Source organism: Saccharopolyspora gloriosae (assembly GCF_022828475.1).
Lineage (GTDB): Bacteria > Actinomycetota > Actinomycetes > Mycobacteriales > Pseudonocardiaceae > Saccharopolyspora_C > Saccharopolyspora_C gloriosae_A.
Window position 1 is genome coordinate 5732493 of sequence record NZ_CP059557.1, and the last position, 22793, is coordinate 5755285.

Genomic DNA, 22793 nt, shown 5'->3' on the forward strand with positions numbered 1-22793 from the left:
GCGGCCACACACGGAACGAACCGATCCGCGCACAATCCCGGGCAGCGGTTCCAGAAAGACCAAAGAACGATGAATTGATTACGGCGACAACTACTTTTAGTGGCCGCAAAACTCGAATCGTGGGTCCACGCAGATTCCGCTACGGCGAGCAAACGGCACAGTCAGGTTTGGCACCTTCGGGTGACTGTACGACTCCATCTGGCGGTGCTAGCGTCTCTCCCGCCAGGAAATGAGCAGGGATTTCGCCGATGTTCAGTATCCACGTCGGCCTCTATCCATTCACCCAAAACCAGTTCGACTCGGACCGGTTCATATCGGTTCGAGCCATTGTCGGCCAGTTCCGCGTCGCGGCCCCTCCCGGCTCGGAGCAGTGGTCGTGCGCTCCCGGATCGACGGGCGACGGAGCCCGGCCGGCCGGGTGCATCCCGCTTCACCGGCGCATTCGGCGCTGTTTCCCTGACCTCGTACGAAAGATTAGGTGGTACGTCGTGACCGTGGCGGATTCGGGTGTCGACGAGAACGAGCAGCCGCAGCTGAGCTTGGGGACGGCGGCAGCGCGCAACCTCGCGACAACGACCAAGACCCCACCGCAGATGCAGGGCATCACCTCCCGCTGGCTGCTGCGGATGCTGCCGTGGACCCAGGCGACGGGCGGGACCTACCGGGTCAACCGCAGGCTCACCTACACCCTGGGCGATGGGCGGGTGACCTTCACCAACACCGGCGCGGACGTCCGTGTCATCCCCCAGGAGCTGCGCGAACTGCCGCTGCTGCGGGGATTCGACGACGAGTCGGCGCTCGGCGCGCTCGCGGATCGTTTCGTGCAGCAGAACTTCGAGCCCGGCGACGTCATCGTCGAAGAGGGCAGCCCCGTGGACCAGGTTTTCCTGCTGGCGCACGGCAAAGTGAACAAACTCGGACGCGGTGAGTACGGCGATGACGCGGTACTCGGCGTGCTCGCCAACGGCGACTACTTCGGCGATGGCGCACTGCTGTCGACCGACGACACCTGGAAGCACACGATCAAGGCCGTCACCTCGGGCACGTTGCTGGCGCTGCGGCACCAGAGCCTGCAGGAACTCAACGCCGCCGCGCCGCTGCGAGAGCACCTCGACCAGGTGCGGGCCACCCCCGGCAAAGCGCAGAACGACCACGGTGAAGCCGAGATCGACATCCACTCCGGACACGCCGGGGAGCACCCGCTCGCCGGGACTTACGTGGACTACCAGCTCGCCCCCCGCGAGTACGAGCTGAGCGTGGCGCAAACGGTGCTGCGGGTGCACAGCAGGGTCGCGGATCTCTACAACCAGCCGATGAACCAGACCGAGCAGCAACTGCGCCTCACCATCGAAGCACTCCGCGAACGCCAAGAACACGACCTCATCAACAACCCCGACTTCGGACTCCTCCACAACGCCGACCTCTCCCAACGCATCCACACCCGAACCGGCCCACCCACCCCCGACGACCTCGACGAACTCCTCTCCACGGTGTGGAAGGAGCCGAGCTTCTTCCTGGCCCACCCGCGCGCGATCGCCGCGTTCGGCCGCGAATGCAGCAAGCGCGGCCTCTACCCGCAGAACGTGGACTTCCAGGGGCATCAGATCCCTGCGTGGCGCGGCGTTCCGCTGTTGCCGTGCAACAAGATCGGGGTGTCGGAGACTCGCACCAGCTCGATCCTGCTGCTGCGGGCGGGCGAGCAGAACCAGGGCGTGGTCGGCCTGCACCAGACCGGTATCCCCGACGAGTACCAGCCGGGGCTGTCGGTGCGGTTCATGGGCATCAACGAGAGCGCCGTGATCTCGTACCTGGTCAGCACGTACTACTCGGCCGCGGTGCTGGTCCCCGACGCGCTCGGCGTGCTGGAGCACGTCGAGATCGGTCGCGAGGGCTGATCCGGCGTGCGGGCCTTGGAGATCGCGGGTGCCGGCGGGCCGTGCGGCGCGCGGCTGAACCCGCACGTGGATCGTGCGTACGCGAACACCGTGCGGTGGGTGCGCGACCAAGGCCTGCTCGTGTCCGATGTGGACTTATCCGGTCCGCTTCGAAGTTCGACGGCGGGGATCGCCGGCTCCCCGTCGTCCTGGCCTGTTGACGCACCGGATTCGGCCCGGTGCTCCGCAGGGCGGCAGGCTCCGGAATCGGTGGGCTCCACCGGTCCGGGGGTACCCGCATCCGGCATCCGGGATCAGGTGCTGCTCGCCGCCTGGACACATCCCGACGTGCCGGGGCCGGAGCTGGCGCTGATCGCCTGCTTCGGGGTGTGGGTGGACGCGGTTCGCCACCACCTGCGGCGACACCGCCAGGGGACGGTGGTCGAACGCTACGTGGCGGAGCTGCGGGCGATTCCGGCCGGTCCACCGGGCGGAGGTGCTACCGGGGACGCCGCTGATCCGGTCGAGCGTGGCCTGTGCGACCTGCGCGCACGGGTCGCGCCGGCGTGGCGGTGGCAGCTCGATACCGCGCTGATCGACCTGCTGCGTGGGCAAGCGGCGGAATCGGCCGGTTCGGCGGTGTCCCGGGTGCCCAATCCGATCGACCACGTGGAACTGGGCCGAGAGACCGGTCCGGGACCGTGGGCGGCACAGCTGGTGGCGTACGGACTGCGCACGAATCTACCGGTCGAGGTCACCGGTGGCACGGCGTTTCGCTTGGTGCACAACGCCTTCTGCGATCTGGCGCTGCTGCGCGCCCCGTCCGGCCCCGCGCTGGAGAGTTCCCGGACCGCGCTGTCCGACAGCGTCGTCGTGCTGCAACGGCATTTCGGGCAGTCCCGTTCGCTGGCCGTGGGCATGCTCGACGATCTGCGGGCGCGGCGGGCACAGCGGTTCGATGAGCTCACCACCACCGAACTGCCCACGTTGCTCGCCGACTGCCGGGACGCGGCGCAGCGCGACGCGGTGCTCCGCTACGTGCAGGGCCTGCGGGATTGGCTGGCCGGCCTGCTGGCGTGGCGGCCGGACGCGGCGGCAGAGGCGGTGCCGCGAAAACCGGTCGCCCGCCAAGGCGCGGCGAACCGGTTGCGGCTGCCGGATCCCTTCATGCCCTTCGACACCCACCCGAATCCAGGACTCGAGGACGCCCGGCGGCACACCCTGGCTTGGGCAGGGGACCACGGGTTGCTGCGTACCGACGGCGAGCAGGGCCAACAGGCGCGGCAGTGGACGCCCACCGGTTTCGATGCCGCCGACTACGCGCTGCTGGGCGCGCTGACCGTGCCGGATGCGGACGAAGCGGAGTTGGCGCTGGCCACGGACCGGCAGGTGTGGGCGTGGTACGCCGACGATCACCTGATCGGCTCCGTCGCGCGGGACGGCGAAACGGAGTTCCTGAACCGGCTCTCCACGCTGCTGCATCGGGACGCGGAAACACCGCGTGCTCCGTGGGAACAGGCGCTTTCCGACGTGTGGCACCGCACCGTCACGAGCCTCGAACCTCGCCCGCGCAGGGAGATCACGGTGCGGCTGATGGAAATGCTCGAACTCCGGGCGGCGGAGCTGCGAACCGCGGAGATCGTGGATCCGCTGGAACTGCTGGCGTCGCGGCGCCGCAGCTGCGGTGGCGAACTCACCGCAGCGCTGCTGCGCCATCGGCACGCTCCGGGGGTCCCCGCAGAGTTGTTCGCCACACCACCGATGCGCGCGTTGGCGAGAACGTTCGCCGAGGTAGGCGGCTTGCGCCAGGACCTCTTCCGGTTCCGCGCCGGGCATTCGGGTGCCCGGCCGATACCGGACACGGTGACCGCGGTGGCAACCTTCCTCAGCTGCGAACCGCACCAGACGGTGGCGATCGTCGATGACATGTGCACCGCACGCCTGCGGCGGTTCGAGTCGATCGCGCACCGGGAAGTTCCGGCGGTGAGCGCGGAATTCGAGCTCGACCTCGTGTCATTCGACCGGCTGGAGCGCTACGTGCGCGGAATGCAGCAGTGGATGGCGGGCGAACTGCGGTGGCTCTCGCTCACCGGCCGCTATGCGGGCAACGGCGATCGTCCGCGCCGCGCCCGCCGGGCGCTCGGCCGTCCGGCACTTGCGCACCAGCGCTTCCTGCGCCGGGCTCCCGGCTAATTTCCCGGACCCTGGCAGGTCCGGTTCTTCCAGTAACGACAACGGGAATGGTGACTGCATGACCCGCGAGACCAACACCGAGGACCCGACCGACGCGGGTTCCGGCGCTCGCCCCGCACTGAGCCTGGGCACCGCGGCGGCACGGAACCTGTCGACGACGACCAAGACCCCGCCGCAGATGCAGGGCATCACGTCCCGCTGGCTGCAACGAACCCTGCCGTGGGTGGAGGCGAGCTCGGGCACCTACCGGGTGAACCGGCGCCTCACCTACACCCTCGGCGACGGGCGCGTCACCTTCGTCAGCACGGGGCGAGAAGTGCGAGTGGTGCCGCAAGAACTCCGGGAACTTCCGGCGCTGCAGGCCTTCGACGACGCCGATGTGCTCGGTGCGCTCGCCGACCGATTCGTGCAACGCGAGTACGAAGCCGGTGAGGTACTGGCCGAGGCGGGAACTCCGCTGGACCGGATTCTGCTGCTGGCGCACGGCAAAGCGCACAAGCTGACCGTCGGCGAGTACGGCGATGACGCGGTGCTCGGCCTGCTCGCCGACGGTGACCACGCGGGTTCCGGTCTGCTCGTCCAGGGCGGCGAGTGGAAGTTCACCGTCAAAACGGTCACCCCCTGCACCGTGCTCGAACTGCGTGGCGACGTGATCGAGCAGACCGCGTCCCGATCCGAGAAGTTGCGCGCGCACCTGGACGAAGTTCGCTCGCGGCCGGTGAAATCGCAGAACAAGCACGGTGAAGCGGAGATCGGCATCCACTCCGGACACACCGGGGAAGCTGCGCTCGGCGGCACCTTCGTCGACTACGAGACCGCGCCCCGTGAATACGAGCTCGCCGTCGCGCAAGCCGTGCTGCGGGTGCACACCCGCGTTTCCGACCTCTACAGCACGCCGATGGACCAGACCGAGCAGCAACTGCGCCTCACCATCGAAGCACTCCGCGAACGCCAAGAACACGACCTCATCAACAACCCCGACTTCGGACTCCTCCACAACGCCGACCTCTCCCAACGCATCCACACCCGAACCGGCCCACCCACCCCCGACGACCTCGACGAACTCCTCTCCAAACGCCGCAAGACCCGGTTGTTCCTGGCCCATCCGCAGGCGATCGCCGCGTTCGGCAGGGAATGCAGCCGCCGGGGAGTGCTGCCGGAGACGGTGCAGGTCGAGGGCACGCGAGTCACCGGATGGCGCGGGGTGCCGATCCTGCCCAACAACAAGATCCCCGTCAGTGAGTCCGGAACGAGTTCGATTCTGGCGATGCGCACCGGCGCCGAGGATCACGGAGTGGTCGGGCTGCGCCAAACCGGCATCCCCGACGAGTACGAACCCGGCCTCAACGTGCGGTTCATGGGGATGGACGAGCACGCCGTGGTGTCCTACCTGGTCAGCACGTACTACTCGGCCGCGGTGCTGGTCCCCGACGCACTCGGGGTGCTCGAACACGTCGAAACCACTCGTTGAAGGAGACCGGCGGAGATGACCGCACAAGTGGGCCAGGCGCGACGAACGGTGGCAGAGACGCTGCGCACGGGCCGGAACTACCTGGATCCCGCGCTGCGCGCCGCCGTCGGTTCGCTACCCGAGTCGATGCAGCGCATCGTCGGTCACCACTTCGGCTGGCGGGACGCGAACGGCGCCCCGGTGAACGAAGACCAAGGCAAGGCGATCCGGCCGACGCTGGTGCTGCTGGCCGGACGTGCCGTCGGAGCGGATCCGCAGCAGGTGCTGCCCGCGGCGGTCGCCGTGGAGCTGGTGCACAACTTCTCGTTGCTGCACGACGACGTGATGGACGGTGACCTGACGCGGCGGCACCGGCCGACGGCGTGGAGCGTGTTCGGCGCGGGACCGGCGATCCTCGCGGGTGACGCGTTGCTGACGCTCGCGGCGGAGGTGCTCACCAGCAGCGGGCATCCGGCGGCGATGGCGGGGTTGAAGGAGCTCAACGCCACCGTGCTGGACCTGGTGGACGGCCAGAGCTCGGACATGGCGTTCGAGCGGCGATCGGACGTGGCCCTGCCGGAATGCCTCACGATGGTCGGGTCGAAGACCGGTGCGTTGCTCGGCGCCAGTTGCGCCCTCGGCGCGTCCTTCGGCGAGGCGGACGAGGAACGCGTCGAGCACCTGCGCCGCTTCGGGTTCCGCCTCGGCTTGGCGTTCCAGCTGGTCGACGACGTGCTGGGCATCTGGGGTGATCCGGCGGTGACCGGGAAGCCGGTGCACTCGGATCTGCAGAACCGGAAGAAGTCGCTGCCCGTGGTGGCGGCGTTGAACTCCGGCACCGCAGCGGGCCGCGAGTTGGCGGAGCTCTACGCCGACGGGCGCGACATGTCCGAGCAGGATGCCGTCCGGGCCGCGCGGTTGGTGTCCGACTCGGGAGCCAGGGATTGGAGTCGCACCCACATCGGCACGCTGGAAGCCGAGGCGCTGCACCACCTCAGCGCCGCCGCCCCGGAATCAGGGCCGGCCACGGAGCTCACCGACCTCACGCACATGCTCACCCGGCGACAGCACTGAGGAAGAACGTCGACGCCGTGCGCGCAGGCCGCGCGGAGTGAGTGAACGGACCGTTCGTCCCATCTAGTTGGACGAACGGTCCGTTCACTCCACGGAATCCTGAAAGTCAGGGGCTGGCGTTGCGCCGACACTCCCGGATGTGATGGTCGGTGCCGTGCGTTGGGATGGAGTGAGCGGACCGTTCGTCCCATCGGATTGGACGAACGGTCCGTTCACTCCATCCGCCCCGTGCGCCCGGCCGAGGTGAGCGGGTCCGGGTCGCGGGGCGGTGTGGTCCGCGACAGGCTGTGCGCCGTCTGCTGAGCAGCGAAATCGACAGGAGAGTTCATGGCATCGGGCTCGTTCTCCGAACTGGACGCGGCGCTCCCCGAACTGGAACGCCGTTACCTGGATCTGCACCGCCACCCGGAGCTCGGGTTCGCCGAGCACCGCACCGCCGACATCGGCGCCCGTGCCTTGCGCGCCGCAGGCTGCGAGGTCACCACCGGGGTGGGACGAACCGGAGTGGTCGGCGTGCTGCGCAACGGCGATGGCCCCACCGTGCTGCTGCGCGCCGACATGGACGCGCTACCGGTGCGCGAGCAGACGGGCCTCGACTACGCCAGCACCCAGGTCGTCACGGACGAATCCGGGGAGCAGGTACCTGTGGCGCACGCGTGCGGCCACGACATGCATGTCACCTGGCTGCTCGGCGCAGCGGAAGTTCTCGGCGGCCGACGGGAGAACTGGGCGGGCACGATACTTTTCGTCTTGCAGCCGGCGGAGGAACGCGGCAGCGGCGCCCGCACCATGATCGAGGACGGGTTGTTCGACCGGTTCGGCACGCCGGACGTGGTGCTCGGCCAGCACATCGGCCCGATGCCGGCGGGCCACGTGTTCACCCGCCCGGGTCTCACGATGTCCGCCAGCGACACCGTTCACGTCCGGATGTTCGGCCGCGGCGGCCACGGTTCGCGACCGGAGACGACGGTCGATCCGGTGGTGATGGCCGCCGCCACGGTGCTGCGGTTGCAGACGATCGTGTCCCGCGAGGTCGCCGCGACGGATTCCGCGGTCGTCACCGTCGGGGCGCTGAACGCGGGAAGCAAGGCCAACGTGATCCCCGACGAGGCCGAGCTGCAGCTGAGCATCAGGTCGTTCACCGAACCGGTCCGGCAGCGCGTGCTCGACGCGGTGCGGCGCGTCGTACGCGCGGAGGCGAACGCCGCCGGAGCCGCCCGCGACCCGGAGGTCACCGTGGTCGAGTCGTACGCGCCGACGGTCAACGACGAGGCCGCCACCGAGTCGCTGAGCACCCGATTCCGCGAGGTCTTCGGGGAGCAGCGGGTTCATCCGGGGCCGATCGTCACCGGCAGCGAGGACTTCGGCGAGTTCAGCGTTGCCAGCGGAGCTCCGTCGGTGTTCTGGTTCGTCGGAGGCACCGACGAGCAACGCTTCGTCACGGCTTCCGAGGCGGGCACGGTCGATCAGGACATCCCGTCGAACCACTCGCCGCAGTTCGCCCCGGATCTGCACCCGACGCTGTCGGCCGGAGTGAAGACCCTCGTCATCGCGGCCCTGCACCACCTCGGCGGCTGATCGGCTCGGTGGCCGGGGCGAGGACGCTCGTCACCGCAGCCCTACATCGCCCCAGTGGTGACCGGGCGGCTCACCGCCGCGGCGGCCAGGGCGAAGACCCTCGCCGCCGCAACCCGCACCGACCGGGCGGCTCACCGGCGCAGTGGGATGGGCGCTCGTCACCCAAGCCCTGCACCACCTCGCCGCCGCAACCCGCACCGACCGAGCGACTCACCGACGCGGCGGGAGGGGAGGAAGCCGCTGGTGCGCTCGACGTAGGCCGCATAGCCGGGCCGTCGTTCGCGAAGACCGCGCTCCAGCAGTGGTTTCCCCGTCCCCCTGGCCAGCAGCCACGTCATCAGCAGCGGCGAGAGCACCGTCACCGCCCCGAGCCCGGTTTCGCACGCCAGCAGGTACAGGCCCCACCACACGCAGGCGTCGCCGAAGTAGTTCGGGTGCCGGGTGTAGCGCCACAACCCGGTGTCGAGGACCTCTCCCGAGTTGGCGGGGTCGGCGCGGAAGCGGCTCAGCTGCGCGTCGCCGACGGTTTCGAACACGAAGCCGCCGACCCACACCAGAATCCCGGCCCAGCCCAGCGGACCGAGTCCCCGCACATCAACGGCCTGGGCGGCCTGCACCGGCAACGACACGAACCACAGCACCACGCCTTGCACGAGGTACACGCGCAGGAACATCAGCGGCCAGGCCCGGTCGCCATAACGGCTCGCCATGTCCTGGTACCGGCGGTCCTCCGGCTTCCCCGAGTTCCGCCGGTGCAGGTGTGCGGAGAGCCGCACGCCCCACACCGCGGTGAGCGCCGCGACCGTCCACGCCAGGGCCGAGCCGGTGCCGACGAGCGCGCTCACCACGGCGATCACCGCGAAACCGGCGCCCCACACCGAGTCGATGGTGTCGTAGCGTCCCCGCAACCGGGCGATGCCGAAGATGAGCAGCACCGTGGCCAGTGCCGCGACCGGGGCTGCGAGGAACACGTTCATCGAACACTCCCTTCCAGCGAACCGGCTCCGTCCACTGTGGTCTTCATAGCGAGGATCTGGTCGACGCCCATGCGGTTCTCCTCGAACGCGAGCCCGCCGCCCGCCAGGTACAGCCGCCAGATCCGAGCCTGCTCAGGCCCGATGAGCGCGACCGCCCGCTCCCAGTTCTCGTCCAGCGTCCGCGCCCACTCCGCGACGGTGCGCGTGTAGTGCTCGCGCATCGCCTGCACGTCGCGGATCTCCAGGCCGGCCTGCTCCAGGCGCCCGAGGGTGCGGCCCACGGGGACCATGCTCATGTCCGCGGCGATGTAGGCCTCGATGAACGCGCCACCGCCGGGAGCGTTGCCCGCCCGCGACATCTGCTGGATCAGCAGTCTGCCCCCGGGCCGCAGCAGCCGGTGCAGTGTCGCCGCGTACTCGGGGTACCGGCTCTCGCCGACGTGCTCGCCCATCTCGATCGATGCCACCGCTTCGAAGGGCTGATCGTCGATCTCCCGGTAGTCCTGCAGCCGCACTTCGACCTGCCCCTGCAGGCCCAGTTCCTCGACGCGCCGCCGGATGTGCGCGGCTTGCTGCGCGGACAGCGTCACACCGGTGGCCCGCACCCCGTAGGTCCGGGCGGCGTAGAGGATCAGCGAACCCCAGCCGCACCCCACGTCGAGCAGCCGCATCCCGTCGGCGAGTCCTAGTTTCCGGCAGATCAGGTCCAGCTTGTCGCGCTGCGCTTCGGCGAGGCCGTAGTCGTCGCCCTGGCCGATCCAGTACCCGGACGAGTAGGCCATGTGCTCGTCCAGCAGCAGTTCGTAGAACTCGTTTCCGGTGTCGTAGTGGTGCGCGATCACCTTCCGGTCGCGGGCGCGGCTGTGCAGCTTGCCGCTGAGCTTCGCCTCCCCGGCGGGCGGCGCCGGTCGCGGGCCGACCGCTCCGAGAGCGAAGGCTTCGAGCAGCATCCGCCGCCACTGCGCGGGTCCGAACCGCACCCGCCCGCCGCGCCCGCGGAACGCCGCCCAGCACCGGCGCAGGCCCTCCGCGAGGTCGCCCGTCACGTCCAGATCGCCACTGACGTAGGCCCGCGCGAGCCCCAGCTCACCTGGGCTGAACAGCACGTGCCGCAACGCCCGCCGGTTGCGCAACACGACCCGAGGCGCACCGGCCGGACCGGCGGTGCTGCCGTCCCACGCCGTCAGCCCCACCGGCAGCGAGATGCCGATGAGGTCGCGCACCGCACGTTCGATCCGGTCCGCCGCACCTCGACGCTTTCGCAGTACCGACACACGAACCCCTTCCTCGGTCGCCGACATCCCGCATTCGGAGCACCGGCGCCGACGGATCGGTGTTAGTGATCCGACTCACATTCGCCAGTCCGGATGAGGTCGAGATCCGAATGCCGGGCATGGACACCCAGCAGCGGCCCGGCGACCCGGCCGGACAGCTCCCACCGCGACCCGCGGTGCAGGTCCTGCGCTCCCGCGCGGACACGCCTCGGACCATCGTGCTGGTCCTGCACGGCGGCCGGGCCACCAGCCATGATCCGGTGCGCCGCTACCACCTCGCCTACCAGCGGATGCACGTGATGGCCCATTCGCTGCGCGGAGCTACCGTGGACAGCGCCACCCAGGTGTGGTTGCTGCGCAACAGGGTGCGCGGGTGGAACGAACCCACGCTGGACGCGCTCACCGACGCGCGTTGGGCGCTGGACCGCATCAAAACCGAACGTCCGGCGGCTCAAGTCGTGCTGGTCGGTCACTCCCTGGGCGGCCGAGTCGCGCTGCGCCTGGCCGGTGACGAGGCGGTGCGCGGCGTGTGCGGCTTGGCGCCCTGGGTGGAACCGGACGAACCGCTCGAGCAGCTCGCGGGCAAGCACGTGCTCATCGCGCACGGGGACCTCGACCGGATCACCTCGCCCGCGTACTCCGCCGACTACGTCCGCCGCGCGCTGCAGCTGCCGCGGCCGCCGTCGATGACTTACGTGCGGGTGCCCGGCGCGGGCCACGCCATGCTGCGCCGCTGGACCGAATGGGAAGCGTTGACCAGGCGTTTCACGCGAGCACTGGCCACTGAGAGCAAGGAGTAGCGATGCGCCCCACCGTGGCCGTCATCGGCGGCGGAGTCTCCGGGCTCACCGCCGCCTACCTGTTGCAGCGCCGCTACGACGTGCTGCTGTTCGAAGCCGACGATCGACTCGGCGGGCACGCGCACACCCATCGGCTCACCACCGCGGACGGTCGCGCGCTGCCCGTGGACAGCGGGTTCATCGTGCACAACGAACGCACCTATCCGAATCTGCTGCGATTGTTCGGCGAGCTCGGGGTGCGCACGGGTGACACCGAGATGTCGATGAGCGTGTCCTGCGCCGAATGCGGCCTGGAGTACGCGGGCGCGAAACGGCTCGGCGGATTGTTCGCGCAGCGCGGCAACCTCGTGCGGCCGCGCTACCTGGCGATGCTGGCGCAGGTCGCGCGATTCCACCGCTGCGCCAACCGGCTGCTGGACGCTCCCGGCGAACAGGCCGATGCGGTGACGCTGGGCGATTTCCTGGACGGGCAGGGCTTTTCGCGATACTTCGTGGACCACTTCGCGTTACCGCTGGTGTCGGCGGTGTGGTCGGCGGACTTCGAGGCGAGCAGGCGCTACCCGGCGCGTTACCTGTTCGAATTCCTGCGCCACCACGGGATGTTGTCGGTGTCGGGATCTCCGACCTGGCGCACCGTGGTCGGCGGCTCCCACGACTACGTGCGCCGCGCCGCCGCACAACTGTCCACAGTGCACATTGGCACTCCGGTGCGATCGGTGTCCCGCACCGGTGACCACGTGGAGATCCGAGATGAGAGCGACCGGTCGCACCAGGTGGATCGGGTGGTGCTGGCCTGCCACGCCGATCAGGCGTTGGCGCTGCTGGCCGACCCCACACCCGCGGAGAGCAAGGTGCTGGGCGCGTTCGGCTATTCGGAGAACGAGACGTGGCTGCACACCGACCCGAACGTGCTCCCCGCCGCACCCGGTGCTCGCGCCTCGTGGAACCACCACAAGCCGAGCTGCGCGGCCGACCCCGGGCACGTGCTGGTCAGCTACGACATGAATCGGCTGATGCGGCTCGCCGAGCCGGAGGACTACCTGGTCACCCTCAACCCCGCAGGCCGGGTGCGCCCGGACAAGACCCTCGCCCGGATGCACTACCGGCACCCGGTGTACACACCTGATGCCGTTGCGGCCCAACGACATCTGCCCGACCTGGGAGATGACCGCACCCGGTTCGCCGGCGCCTACCACGGGTGGGGGTTCCACGAGGACGGCTGCGCCAGCGGAGTCCGGGCCGCAGAAGCGTTCGGCGCGGGGTGGTGAACCCGGTGACCAGCGCACACGTACCCGCGATCTACCACGGCGCCATCGCCCACACCCGGCACGGCGACGTGCCGAACCACTTCCGGCACCGGCTGCACACCTGGCTCGTCGACGTCGATGACCTGCCGCGGCCGCCGTGGTGGCTGCGTCCGTTCGTCCGCTTCAACGCGTCCGACCACCTCGGTGATCCCCACCGGAGCATTCGCGGCAACCTGGAGCGCTGGCTCGCACCGCGCGGCGTCGAACTCGACGGCGGACAGGTCCTGATGCTGGCGCACCCTCGCGCGCTCGGGCACGTGTTCAACCCGATCACCGTCTACTGGTGTCACCGCCCGGACGGAACGCTGCGCTGCATCGTCGCCGAAGTGCACAACACCTACGGCGAACGGCACGCGTACCTGCTGCACCCCGACCAGTCCGGGAACGCCGAGGCGGACAAGGAGTTCTACGTCTCCCCGTTCCTGCCCGACAACGGCCGCTACGAGATGCGGTTGCGGCGACCCGGCGCACACCTCCACGTCCGTATCCGGCTTCGCGACGAACACCGGCCGCTGCTGACGGCGGTGCTCACCGGCACCCGCGAACCCGCCACCACCGGCGCGATCGCGCGAGCCGTGCTGCGGCAGCCGCTGCTCCCGCGCCGCGTGTCCGCACTGATCCGGCGCCACGGCATCGCGCTGTGGCTGCGCGGAGTCCGCGTCGTCCCCCGCCGACCGCACGTCCACCAGGAAGGCATCAGATGAGCATCACCCTGCCGACATCGCACCGCACCGGAGCCACCTCGGCCGCGGCCTCCGGCCAGGTCGGCCCGGCGCCGTGGGACCTGCTCGGGGCACCGCCGCACTCGCCCGTGCGCGCGCGCCTCGCCGAGCAGGTGTTCCGGCATGCGGTGCGCGACCTGCCCGTTCGCGTCGCGCTCGCCGGTGGTGAACGGCTCGGCGCCGGCGCTGCCGACGCGCCGCTGATGCGGATCCTCGACCCGGCCGCCTTCTTCCAGCGCCTCGGCGCCGACTCGAAGATCGGATTCGGCGAGTCCTACATGGCCGGGGAGTGGGTCAGCCCCGAGCCCGCCGACCTGCTCACCCCGTTCGCCGAGCGCCTCCCCACGCTCGTGCCGAAACCGCTGCAGAGCCTCCGGCGATGGGTCGACGCCCCCAAACCCGGCAACGAACGCAACACCACCACCGGCTCACAACGCAACGTCGAACGGCACTACGACCTGTCCAACGACGTGTTCGCCGCGTTCCTCGACGACACCATGACCTACTCGGCCGCGCTGTTCACGCCCGGCACCACCGGCCTCGCCGACGCGCAACGGGCCAAGATGGACCGCGTCCTCGACCTCGCCGGAGTCGGCGCCGGAACCCGGCTGCTGGAGATCGGCACCGGCTGGGGCGCACTCGCGATCCGCGCCGCCGAACGCGGCGCGCAGGTCACCACGCTCACGCTGTCGACCGAACAGCGCGAACTCGCCCAGCGGCGCATCGCCGAGGCCGGACTCACCGAACGCGTCGACGTGCAGCTGCGCGACTACCGCCACGCCGCAGGTTCCTACGATGCGATCGTCAGCGTGGAGATGATCGAAGCCGTCGGCTCCGAATACTGGTCCGGCTACTTCACCGCACTGGACCGGCTGCTCGCCCCCGGCGGCCGCATCGGCCTGCAGGCCATCACCATGCCGCACGATCGGATGCTCGCCAGCCGCCGATCGCACACCTGGATCCACAAGTACATCTTCCCCGGCGGCGAAATCCCCTCGCTGCACGCCATCGAGCAGACCGTCCGCGAGCACACCGGGCTGCGCGGCACCGAACGGCACTCCTTCGGCCCCGACTACGCCACCACCTTGCGGACCTGGCGCGATACCTTTCGACGACGCTGGAACGACATCGCCGGGCAAGGATTCAGCGAACGGTTCCAGCGGATGTGGGAGTTCTACCTCGCCTACAGCGAAGCCGGCTTCCGCGCCGGTTACCTCGACGTGTGGCAGCTCGGATTCCGCAAGGCGCAGGTCACCTGAGATTCGGGGCGCCCGCGGGCGCCCCCCGCTCAACGGTCAGACTCGGAACGATCCGGCGGTGAAGGGACCACGGAATGCAAGAACGACCACACTCCCGACCTCAGCGGTCGACACCGCCCGATGAGGACGACGGCCCCGACGCCCGCGCGCTGATCGCCGAAGCCGCCAAAGGTGACGAACGCGCCTTCGAGCAGCTCTACGACCTGCTCTCCGGTTCGGTGTTCGCGCTGATCCAACGCGTCGTGCGGGACGCCGCGCAGTCCGAAGAAGTCGCCCAAGAAGTGCTCGTCGAAGTGTGGCGCCGCGCCACCCACTACCGGCCGGACCGCGGCAGCGTGCAGACCTGGGTGCTCACCCTCGCGCACCGCCGCGCCGTCGACCGCGTCCGATCGGCCCAAGCCGGGCGTGACCGCGAAGCCCGCGCCGGCGCCCAGCAGCACAGCAGGCCGTTCGACGAAGTCACCGAAACCGTCACCACCCGGTGGGAACAGCGCCAAGTCCGGCGCTGCCTGACGACCCTCACCGAACTGCAACGCGAATCCGTGCTGCTGACCTACTACCGCGGCTACACCTACCGGGAAGCCGCCGGCCTGCTCGACGCACCCGCCTCCACCGTGAAGACTCGGCTGCGCGACGGGCTGATCCGACTCCGCGACTGCCTGGGGGTGGGCCGATGAGTTCCGACCTCGCCACGTTGACCGGCGCCTACGTCGTCAACGCGCTGCCCGACGACGAACGAGCCGAGTTCGAAGTGCACCTGGCCGACTGCGCGGACTGCCGCCAAGAGGTGCGGGAACTGCGGGAGGCCGCGGCCCGGCTCGGCGCCGCCGAACACACCACCGCGCCCGAGGAACTCAAACAGCGAGTGCTCGCCGAAATCTCGCAAACCAGGCAGGACCCACCGCCGCCCGCCGAGGTCCGCACGCTCCGGCCCCGGACGCGCGCCTCGTGGGGAACCAGGCTTTCGGTCGCCGCCGCCGCCCTCGGCGTCGCGCTCGCCGCAGCCTTCGGAGTCGTGGCCGTGCAGGCGCAGCAGGAACTCGACGCGACCCGCGAACGCATGATCGCCGCCGGAGCTCGTGGCGCCGAGATCTCCGCGATGCTCCAAGCACCCGATGCCCGGGTCGTCAACGCGGCCGGGCCGGAAGGGATGCGGGCGACCACGGTCCTGTCCGCAGAGCAAGGCAAAGCGATGTTCATGGCCACCGGCATGACCCCGGCCCCCGACGACCGCGTGTATCAGCTGTGGTTCATCGACCCCAGCGGCACGGCCACCTCAGCCGGCCTCCTCAACGCGGCTCGCACCGAACACACCGAGCCCCTCATCGCCGCGATGCCCGCAACCACCGCCCAACTCGGCCTCACCATCGAACCCCACGGCGGCTCCCCCGCCCCCACCACAACCCCGATCCTCACCCTCCCCACCACCTGACCCACCCCAGCACACCCTCCTGAAGTGAACGGACCGTTCGCCCAATCCCGTCGGACGAACGGTCCGTTCACTCAACCGAGCTCGCCGCGGCCGGGGGCTGACCGATCTTGCGCAGCGGCGTCGGCACCGGGATCTTTTGGAGTGAACGGACCGTTCGTCCCAATAGGTTGGGCGAACGGTCCGTTCACTTCAGCTCGGTGGGGTGTGTGAGGGGCTTCGCGTTTTTCGGACAGGTGTTGGTCCTGTTTGGTTACGCGGCTGGTCGTAGTTGTTGGTGTTGGGCGTGGACTTCGCGTGGTGGGCGGTAGTCCACGGCTGAGTGCAGGCGTTGGCGATTGTACCAGAATTCGATGTATCGGATGATGTCTCGTCGGGCTGTTTCGCGTGTGGGGTAGTTGATGCGTGCTACGCGTTCGTTTTTCAGTGCTCCGAAGAATGATTCGGCCATGGCGTTGTCGAAGCAGATCCCGGTGCGGCCGGCCGATCTTCGGAGTTGGAGGTTTTTCAGGGTGTGGGCGTATTCGGTGGACATGTAGTTGCTGCCGCGGTCTGAGTGAAAGATGGCGTTCGGTGTGAGTGGCCGGTTGCGTGCGGCGTTGCGGATTGCTGTGGAGATCAGGGGGGTTCGGTAGTTGTCGTCCATGGCGTAGCCGATGACTTCTTTGGTGCAGCAGTCCAAGACCGTTGCCAGGTAAAGCCAGCCTTCGCCGGTTTCGATGTAGGTGATGTCGCCGACGAGTTTCGTTCCGGGTTCGGGTGCGGTGAAGTCGCGGCCGACGAGGTCCGGGGCCGAGCTCGTGGCCGCTTGGGTCAGGCTGACTCGTTTCGGGCGGGGCTGGCACGGCAGGAGGCCCAGTTCACGCATGATCTGCCGCACCAGCTCCGGACTGGCCTCGACGTCCCAACGGTGCAGTTGGGCCGCCACGCGTCGGTAGCCGTAGGTGCGGTCGGAGGACTCGAAGGCTTTCGTGACGAGCACACCCAAGTCCTCGCGTCGCCGGGCCGTTGCCGAATCGGCCGGTTCCGCCAGTGATAATAACCGGATTTGGACACACCGAGACGGTGACACATGAATTCGACGGGGTAGGCGTACTCCGCGGTGTCGAGTCGCATGGTTTCGATGAACTCGTACGTGCTGGCTACCGAGGATCCTTCGCGAAGTACGCTGCGGCTTTTTTCAGGAAAGAGTTCTCTTGCTCGAGTTCACGGTTGCGGCGCCGGAGTTCCTTCAACTCGGCCCGTTCATCCACAGGAAGGTCCGCCTCGGTCGGCTCTTTCTCTGCTTGATCGCGGCGCACCCAGGTTCGAAGCGTCTCCTGGTTCATGTCGAGTTCCCGGGCAACTTGAGAAATCGGCTTGCCCGATGTCACGGCCAGCCGAACTGCTTCCTCCCGGAACTCCGGCGAATAAGAACTCATGCGTCCCACTAACTCGCTACCTCATTCCCTTGACAAAGATACCCTATTGGATCCCTGTCCGAAAACTCCGAGGCACCTCAGTGGTCAGCAGATGGCTCCTTCGGCGGCTGAGCCGACGAGGCGGGCGTACTTGGCGAGGACGCCGTGGCGGTGCTTCGGGGCGGGTGGGGTCCAGGCCGATCGGCGACGCGTCAGTTCTGCGTCGTCGACGAGCAGGTCGAGGGTTCGTTCGCGGAGGTCCAGGCGGATCGGGTCGCCGTCGTGAACCAACGCGATCGGGCCACCGTCCGTGGCTTCGGGGGCGACATGACCGATGCACAGCCCGGTCGTCCCACCGGAGAAGCGACCGTCGGTGAGCAACAGGACGTCCTTGCCCAGTCCGGCTCCCTTGATCGCACCCGTCACCGCCAGCATCTCCCGCATCCCCGGGCCGCCCCGGGGACCCTCATACCGGATGACGATCACATCACCGGCGCGAAGGGTGTCCTGTTCCACCGCTTCCATCGCGCCCTGCTCACCGTCGAAGACCCGAGCGGTTCCCTCGAATGACTCCGACTCGAAGCCGGCGCTCTTCACGACCGCGCCTTCCGGCGCCAGCGAACCACGCAGGATCGTCAACCCGCCCGTGGGATGCAGCGGGTTCGACAACTCGTGCACCACCTCGCCGTCCAGCTCCGGCGGATCCAGCTCGGCCAGGTTCTCCGCAAGTGTGCACCCCGTGACGGTCATGCAGTCGCCATGCACCAAACCCGCATCGAGCAATGCCTTCAGCACGACCGGCACACCGCCGATCCGGTCCACCGTCGGCATCACGTGCTTTCCGAACGGTTTCACATCCGCCAAGTGCGGGACCCGGTCGCCGACCCGGTTGAAGTCCTCCAACCGCAGATCGACATCGGCTTCTCGAGCGATGGCCAGCAGGTGCAGCACCGCGTTGGTCGACCCGCCGAACGCCATCACCACGGCGATCGCGTTCTCAAAGGCCTCCTTCGTCAAGATGTCGCGCGTGGTCAGTCCCCTCTCCAACATCCCCACCACGGCCCGGCCCGCCTCGCGCGCGCTCACGTCCCGGCGGCGGTCCACCGACGGCGGACTCGCCGAACCCGGCAACGACATGCCCAGCGCCTCTGCCGCACACGCCATGGTGTTCGCCGTGTACATCCCGCCGCAAGCACCCTCACCTGGGCAGATGGCCCGCTCGATGCGTTCCACCTCGTCCTCGCCGATGAGTCCTCGCGCACATGCGCCCACGGCCTCGAACGCATCGATGATCGTCACCTCGCGGTCGTCGACCTTGCCCGGCAAGGTCGAACCCGCGTAGACGAAAACCGAGGCGAGGTCCAAGCGCGCAGCGGCCATCAGCATCCCCGGCAGGCTCTTGTCACACCCCGCCAGCAGAACCGAGCCGTCCAGCCTTTCGGCTTGCATCACCGTCTCGACCGAGTCCGCGATGATCTCGCGCGACACCAGCGAATAATGCATGCCGACATGGCCCATCGAAATGCCGTCGGAAACCGAGATCGTGCCGAACTCCATCGGGAAACCGCCGGCCTCGTGCACGCCCTCTTTGCCGGCTTTCGCCAATCGTTGCAGCGAGAGGTTGCACGGCGTGATCTCATTCCAAGATGAGGCCACCCCGATCTGGGGTTTCGCGAAGTCGGCATCTCGCATGCCCACCGCCCGCAGCATGCCGCGGGCCGGGGAACGTTCGATCCCGTCGGTGACCTCGTGGCTGCGAGGTTTCAAGTTCCGTGGTCCGGTGTGCTCGCCGCTAGTCATCTGGTCGACTGTAACCCCGTCGACCCGGTCCGACACCACAACGACGACTTGGTCGGCCGTTCTCCCTGGGAATGCAGGAACGCTCCATGAGCCCCCGAGCATGCAGAAACGCCCCACGACCATTCGGTCGTGGGGCGTTTCTGGATGAGTATTGTCGGCGGTGTCCTACTCTCCCACACCCTATCGAGTGCAGTACCATCGGCGCTGGAGGGCTTAGCTTCCGGGTTCGGAATGGGACCGGGCGTTCCCCGCTCCGCTAAAACCACCGACAAACCACATACACCACACCCACAAACCATGAACCCATGATCACCGGGCAGGTGAAACCTTTATTCTGATATCAACAACAATCCAGGTTGCTGTTTCAGATACCGTATAGTGGATGCGTAGCAATCTTTGTGAACAAGTCCTCGGCCTATTAGTACCCGTCCACTCCACACATTACTGTGCTTCCATGCCGAGCCTATCAACCCCATCATCTCTAGGAGGCCTTAACCCACAAAAGGGGTGGGAGACGTCATCTTGGAACAGGCTTCCCGCTTAGATGCTTTCAGCGGTTATCCCTCCCGAACGTAGCCAACCAGCCCTGCTCCTGGCGGAACAACTGGCACACCAGAGGTCCGTCCGTCCCGGTCCTCTCGTACTAGGGACAGCCTTCCTCACATCTCCTACGCGCGCGGCGGATAGGGACCGAACTGTCTCACGACGTTCTAAACCCAGCTCGCGTGCCGCTTTAATGGGCGAACAGCCCAACCCTTGGGACCAACTCCAGCCCCAGGATGCGACGAGCCGACATCGAGGTGCCAAACCATGCCGTCGATATGGACTCTTGGGCAAGATCAGCCTGTTATCCCCGGGGTACCTTTTATCCGTTGAGCGACACCGCTTCCACCTGCCAGTGCCGGATCACTAGTCCCTGCTTTCGCACCTGCTCGACCTGTCAGTCTCACAGTCAAGCTCCCTTATACACTTACACTCAACACCTGATGACCAACCAGGCTGAGGGAACCTTTGGGCGCCTCCGTTACCCTTTGGGAGGCAACCGCCCCAGTTAAACTACCCACCAGGCACTGTCCCTGAACCCGATCAGGGTCCGAGGTTCAGATGCTCAGAACGACCAGAGTGGTATTTCAACAACGACTCCACACCCACTAGCGTGAACGCTTCACAGTCTCCCACCTATCCTACACAAGCCGCACCGAACACCAATACCAAGCTATAGTAAAGGTCCCGGGGTCTTTCCGTCCTGCCGCGCGAAACGAGCATCTTTACTCGTAGTGCAATTTCACCGGGCCTGTGGTCGAGACAGCGGAGAAGTCGTTACGCCATTCGTGCAGGTCGGAACTTACCCGACAAGGAATTTCGCTACCTTAGGATGGTTATAGTTACCACCGCCGTTTACTGGCGCTTAAATTCTCCGCTTCACACCAAAAGATGCTAACGGGTCCTCTTAACGTTCCAGCACCGGGCAGGCGTCAGTCCGTATACCTCGTCTTACGACTTCGCACGGACCTGTGTTTTTAGTAAACAGTCGCTTCTCCCTGGCCTCTGCGGCCACCACCAGCTCCCACCGAAAAAGTGTTCACCAGCCGTGGCCCCCCTTCTCCCGAAGTTACGGGGGCAATTTGCCGAATTCCTTGACCACAGTTCACCCGACCGCCTCGGTATACTCTACCTGACCACCTGTGTCGGTTTCGGGTACGGGCCATGCACACACATCGCTAGAGGCTTTTCTCGGTAGCACGGGATCACTGACTTCACCACAACGGCTACGCATCACCCCTCACCCTTCACGCCGCCCGGATTTACCTAGACGACAGGCTACAGGCTTACACCAGTACTACCACTCACTGGCACAGCTACCCCACTACGTCACCCCATCACTTGACTACCGCGGAATCAGGTCCCATGCACTCACACAACAACTCCGAAGAGCCACCATGCTCGCGGATGGTTAGTCTCAACCGTTTCACCATGGGCGCATGCACACGGGTACGGGAATATCAACCCGTTCTCCATCGACTACGCCTGTCGGCCTCGCCTTAGGCCCCGACTCACCCTGGGCGGACGAACCTGCCCCAGGAACCCTTAGTCAATCGGCGGCAGAGATTCTCACTCTGCTCTCGCTACTCATGCCTGCATTCTCACTCCCACACACTCCACACCACGGTTACCCGGATGCTTCACTGCATGCAGGACGCTCCCCTACCCAACCAGAACCAAGTCCTGATTGACACGGCTTCGGCGGTGCACTTCAGCCCCGCTACATTGTCGGCGCAGGACCACTTGACCAGTGAGCTATTACGCACTCTTTCAAGGATGGCTGCTTCTAAGCCAACCTCCTGGTTGTCTGGGCAATCCCACATCCTTTCCCACTGAGCGCACACTTAGGGGCCTTAGCCGGTGTTCTGGGCTGTTTCCCTCTCGACGATGAAGCTTCTCCCCCACCGTCTCACTGCCACGCTCAACCCAGGCGTATTCGGAGTTTAGCTGACGTCAGTAACCCATAAGGCCCATCAACCAACCAGTGCTCTACCCCACCCAGGCAACACGCAACGCTGCACCTAAATGCATTTCGGGGAGAACCAGCTATCACGGAGTTTGATTGGCCTTTCACCCCTACCCACAGCTCATCCCCCAGGTTTTCAACCCTGGTGGGTTCGGGCCTCCACACGGTCTTACCCGCGCTTCACCCTGGCCATGGGTAGATCACTCCGCTTCGGGTCTGCACCACGCGACTCAACGCCCTCTTCAGACTCGCTTTCGCTCCGGCTACCCCACACAAGGTTAACCTCGCCACGCAGCAGCAACTCGCAGGCTCATTCTTCAAAAGGCACGCCATCACACACCCAAAAAGCATGCTCTGACGGATTGCAGGCACATGGTTTCAGGAACTATTTCACTCCCCTCCCGGGGTACTTTTCACCATTCCCTCACGGTACTATCCACTATCGGTTACCAGGAAGTATTTAGGCTTAGCGAGTGGTCCCGCCAGATTCACAGCACCCTCCACGGAAACGCTGCTACTCGGGAACACCACCACACGCGCCATGTGCATTTTCGCCTACGGGACTCTCACCCACTCCGGCCAGGCATCCCAACCTGTTCAACTAACACACACAACCACGCTGAAGAGCCGGCAGCCCCCTCCAATGATGCCCCACAACACCGAACACGCAACCCCTGCCAGGTATCCCACGCGCCCGGTTTAGCCTACTCCGCTTTCGCTCGCCACTACTCACGGAATCACCAGTGTTTTCTCTTCCTACGGGTACTAAGATGTTTCACTTCCCCGCGTTCCCCCCGCAACCCTATACATTCAGGAAGCGGTAACCCGACATCACTCGGGCTGGGTTTCCCCATTCGGACACCCTCGGATCACAGCTCGGTTGACAGCTCCCCGAGGCATTTCGCAGCCTCCCACGTCCTTCATCGGCCCCTGGTACCAAGGCATCCACCATGTGCCCTACATAACTTGGCCACAAAGATGCTCGCATCCACTATACAGTTCTCAAACAACAACCGAAAAAACACACACGTGTGTTCTCTCAGACACCCAACAGCGAACCGATGACAGAAAACAGAATGGCATTTCCACTAATCCTATGAGCACTCAGAGCACGAGAACATGCGCCTCATCAACCCTGAACACCCCA

General features: G+C 66.9%; 16 protein-coding genes and 2 rRNA genes. 11 read left to right on the forward strand and 7 right to left on the reverse strand.

The window, feature by feature from the left end:
* The first annotated feature begins 488 nt into the window (after positions 1–488).
* The 5 genes from H2Q94_RS25050 (at position 489) to H2Q94_RS25070 (ending at position 8169) form a co-directional block, all read left to right on the forward strand.
* Positions 489–1895 carry a family 2B encapsulin nanocompartment shell protein gene (locus H2Q94_RS25050; protein ID WP_243789621.1) on the forward strand — a complete coding sequence of 469 codons (1407 nt, stop codon included), beginning with the start codon at positions 489–491 and terminating at the stop codon, positions 1893–1895.
* A gap of 6 nt (positions 1896–1901) precedes the next feature.
* Positions 1902–4067: a terpene synthase family protein gene (locus H2Q94_RS25055; protein WP_243789622.1), complete on the forward strand. Its 2166-nt coding sequence runs from the start codon at positions 1902–1904 to the stop codon at positions 4065–4067.
* A gap of 58 nt (positions 4068–4125) precedes the next feature.
* Entirely contained in the window at positions 4126–5538 is a 1413-nt protein-coding gene (locus H2Q94_RS25060; protein WP_243789623.1) for a family 2B encapsulin nanocompartment shell protein, read from the forward strand.
* A 15-nt stretch (positions 5539–5553) separates the two neighbouring features.
* Positions 5554–6591, forward strand: coding sequence for a family 2 encapsulin nanocompartment cargo protein polyprenyl transferase (locus H2Q94_RS25065; protein WP_243789624.1), 1038 nt, complete (start codon positions 5554–5556; stop codon positions 6589–6591).
* A gap of 327 nt (positions 6592–6918) precedes the next feature.
* Complete coding sequence (locus H2Q94_RS25070) at positions 6919–8169, forward strand: amidohydrolase (protein ID WP_243789625.1); 1251 nt, start codon at positions 6919–6921, stop codon at positions 8167–8169.
* Between the two features lie 158 nt (positions 8170–8327).
* On the opposite strand, the gene H2Q94_RS25075 is transcribed toward H2Q94_RS25070, so the two are convergent.
* Positions 8328–9146, reverse strand: coding sequence for a DUF1295 domain-containing protein (locus H2Q94_RS25075; RefSeq protein WP_243789626.1), 819 nt, complete (start codon positions 9144–9146; stop codon positions 8328–8330).
* On the reverse strand, positions 9143–10420 hold the full coding sequence (locus tag H2Q94_RS25080; protein WP_243789627.1) for an SAM-dependent methyltransferase: 1278 nt from the start codon (positions 10418–10420) through the stop codon (positions 9143–9145). Before H2Q94_RS25080 ends, H2Q94_RS25075 begins: the two co-directional genes overlap by 4 nt.
* Positions 10421–10485: 65 nt before the next feature.
* On the opposite strand from H2Q94_RS25080, the gene H2Q94_RS25085 reads away from it, so the two are divergent.
* From H2Q94_RS25085 to H2Q94_RS25110, 6 genes are all read left to right on the forward strand, one after another.
* Positions 10486–11220 (forward strand): alpha/beta hydrolase, encoded by a 735-nt coding sequence (locus H2Q94_RS25085; RefSeq protein WP_243789628.1) that lies wholly within the window; start codon positions 10486–10488, stop codon positions 11218–11220.
* 2 nt (positions 11221–11222) lie between these two features.
* Positions 11223–12488, forward strand: coding sequence for an NAD(P)/FAD-dependent oxidoreductase (locus H2Q94_RS25090; RefSeq protein WP_243789629.1), 1266 nt, complete (start codon positions 11223–11225; stop codon positions 12486–12488).
* Between the two features lie 5 nt (positions 12489–12493).
* Positions 12494–13231 carry a DUF1365 domain-containing protein gene (locus H2Q94_RS25095; RefSeq protein ID WP_243789630.1) on the forward strand — a complete coding sequence of 246 codons (738 nt, stop codon included), beginning with the start codon at positions 12494–12496 and terminating at the stop codon, positions 13229–13231.
* Complete coding sequence (locus tag H2Q94_RS25100; protein ID WP_243789631.1) at positions 13228–14508, forward strand: SAM-dependent methyltransferase; 1281 nt, start codon at positions 13228–13230, stop codon at positions 14506–14508. Before H2Q94_RS25095 ends, H2Q94_RS25100 begins: the two co-directional genes overlap by 4 nt.
* 74 nt (positions 14509–14582) lie before the next feature.
* Positions 14583–15185, forward strand: coding sequence for an ECF RNA polymerase sigma factor SigK (gene sigK, locus H2Q94_RS25105; protein WP_243789632.1), 603 nt, complete (start codon positions 14583–14585; stop codon positions 15183–15185).
* Positions 15182–15940, forward strand: a complete 759-nt coding sequence (locus tag H2Q94_RS25110; RefSeq protein ID WP_243789633.1) for an anti-sigma factor — start codon at positions 15182–15184, stop codon at positions 15938–15940. The genes sigK and H2Q94_RS25110 overlap by 4 nt, the downstream gene beginning before the upstream one ends.
* A gap of 250 nt (positions 15941–16190) precedes the next feature.
* Here H2Q94_RS25110 and H2Q94_RS25115 read toward each other — a convergent pair whose 3' ends face one another.
* The 5 genes from H2Q94_RS25115 to H2Q94_RS25135 form a co-directional block, all read right to left on the reverse strand.
* On the reverse strand, positions 16191–17090 hold the full coding sequence (locus H2Q94_RS25115) for an IS3 family transposase (RefSeq protein WP_309501182.1): 900 nt from the start codon (positions 17088–17090) through the stop codon (positions 16191–16193).
* Entirely contained in the window at positions 17080–17358 is a 279-nt protein-coding gene (locus H2Q94_RS25120) for a transposase (RefSeq protein WP_243789634.1), read from the reverse strand. The genes H2Q94_RS25115 and H2Q94_RS25120 overlap by 11 nt, the downstream gene beginning before the upstream one ends.
* A gap of 84 nt (positions 17359–17442) precedes the next feature.
* Positions 17443–19137: a dihydroxy-acid dehydratase gene (gene ilvD, locus H2Q94_RS25125; protein WP_243789635.1), complete on the reverse strand. Its 1695-nt coding sequence runs from the start codon at positions 19135–19137 to the stop codon at positions 17443–17445.
* A gap of 152 nt (positions 19138–19289) precedes the next feature.
* Positions 19290–19407 (reverse strand): 5S ribosomal RNA (rrf, locus tag H2Q94_RS25130).
* Positions 19408–19535: 128 nt separating this feature from the next.
* A 23S ribosomal RNA gene (locus tag H2Q94_RS25135) occupies positions 19536–22618 on the reverse strand.
* Positions 22619–22793 lie beyond the last annotated feature (175 nt).

Bases quoted from the DNA above. Each gene is read 5' to 3' on its own strand.
- H2Q94_RS25120 (WP_243789634.1), bottom strand. From the start codon at position 17,358: ATGAGTTCTTATTCGCCGGAGTTCCGGGAGGAAGCAGTTCGGCTGGCC.
- H2Q94_RS25100 (WP_243789631.1), top strand. From the start codon at position 13,228: ATGAGCATCACCCTGCCGACATCGCACCGCACCGGAGCCACCTCGGCC.
- H2Q94_RS25060 (WP_243789623.1), top strand. From the start codon at position 4,126: ATGACCCGCGAGACCAACACCGAGGACCCGACCGACGCGGGTTCCGGC.
- H2Q94_RS25065 (WP_243789624.1), top strand. From the start codon at position 5,554: ATGACCGCACAAGTGGGCCAGGCGCGACGAACGGTGGCAGAGACGCTG.
- H2Q94_RS25090 (WP_243789629.1), top strand. From the start codon at position 11,223: ATGCGCCCCACCGTGGCCGTCATCGGCGGCGGAGTCTCCGGGCTCACC.
- ilvD (WP_243789635.1), bottom strand. From the start codon at position 19,137: ATGACTAGCGGCGAGCACACCGGACCACGGAACTTGAAACCTCGCAGC.
- H2Q94_RS25070 (WP_243789625.1), top strand. From the start codon at position 6,919: ATGGCATCGGGCTCGTTCTCCGAACTGGACGCGGCGCTCCCCGAACTG.
- sigK (WP_243789632.1), top strand. From the start codon at position 14,583: ATGCAAGAACGACCACACTCCCGACCTCAGCGGTCGACACCGCCCGAT.
- H2Q94_RS25110 (WP_243789633.1), top strand. From the start codon at position 15,182: ATGAGTTCCGACCTCGCCACGTTGACCGGCGCCTACGTCGTCAACGCG.
- H2Q94_RS25075 (WP_243789626.1), bottom strand. From the start codon at position 9,146: ATGAACGTGTTCCTCGCAGCCCCGGTCGCGGCACTGGCCACGGTGCTG.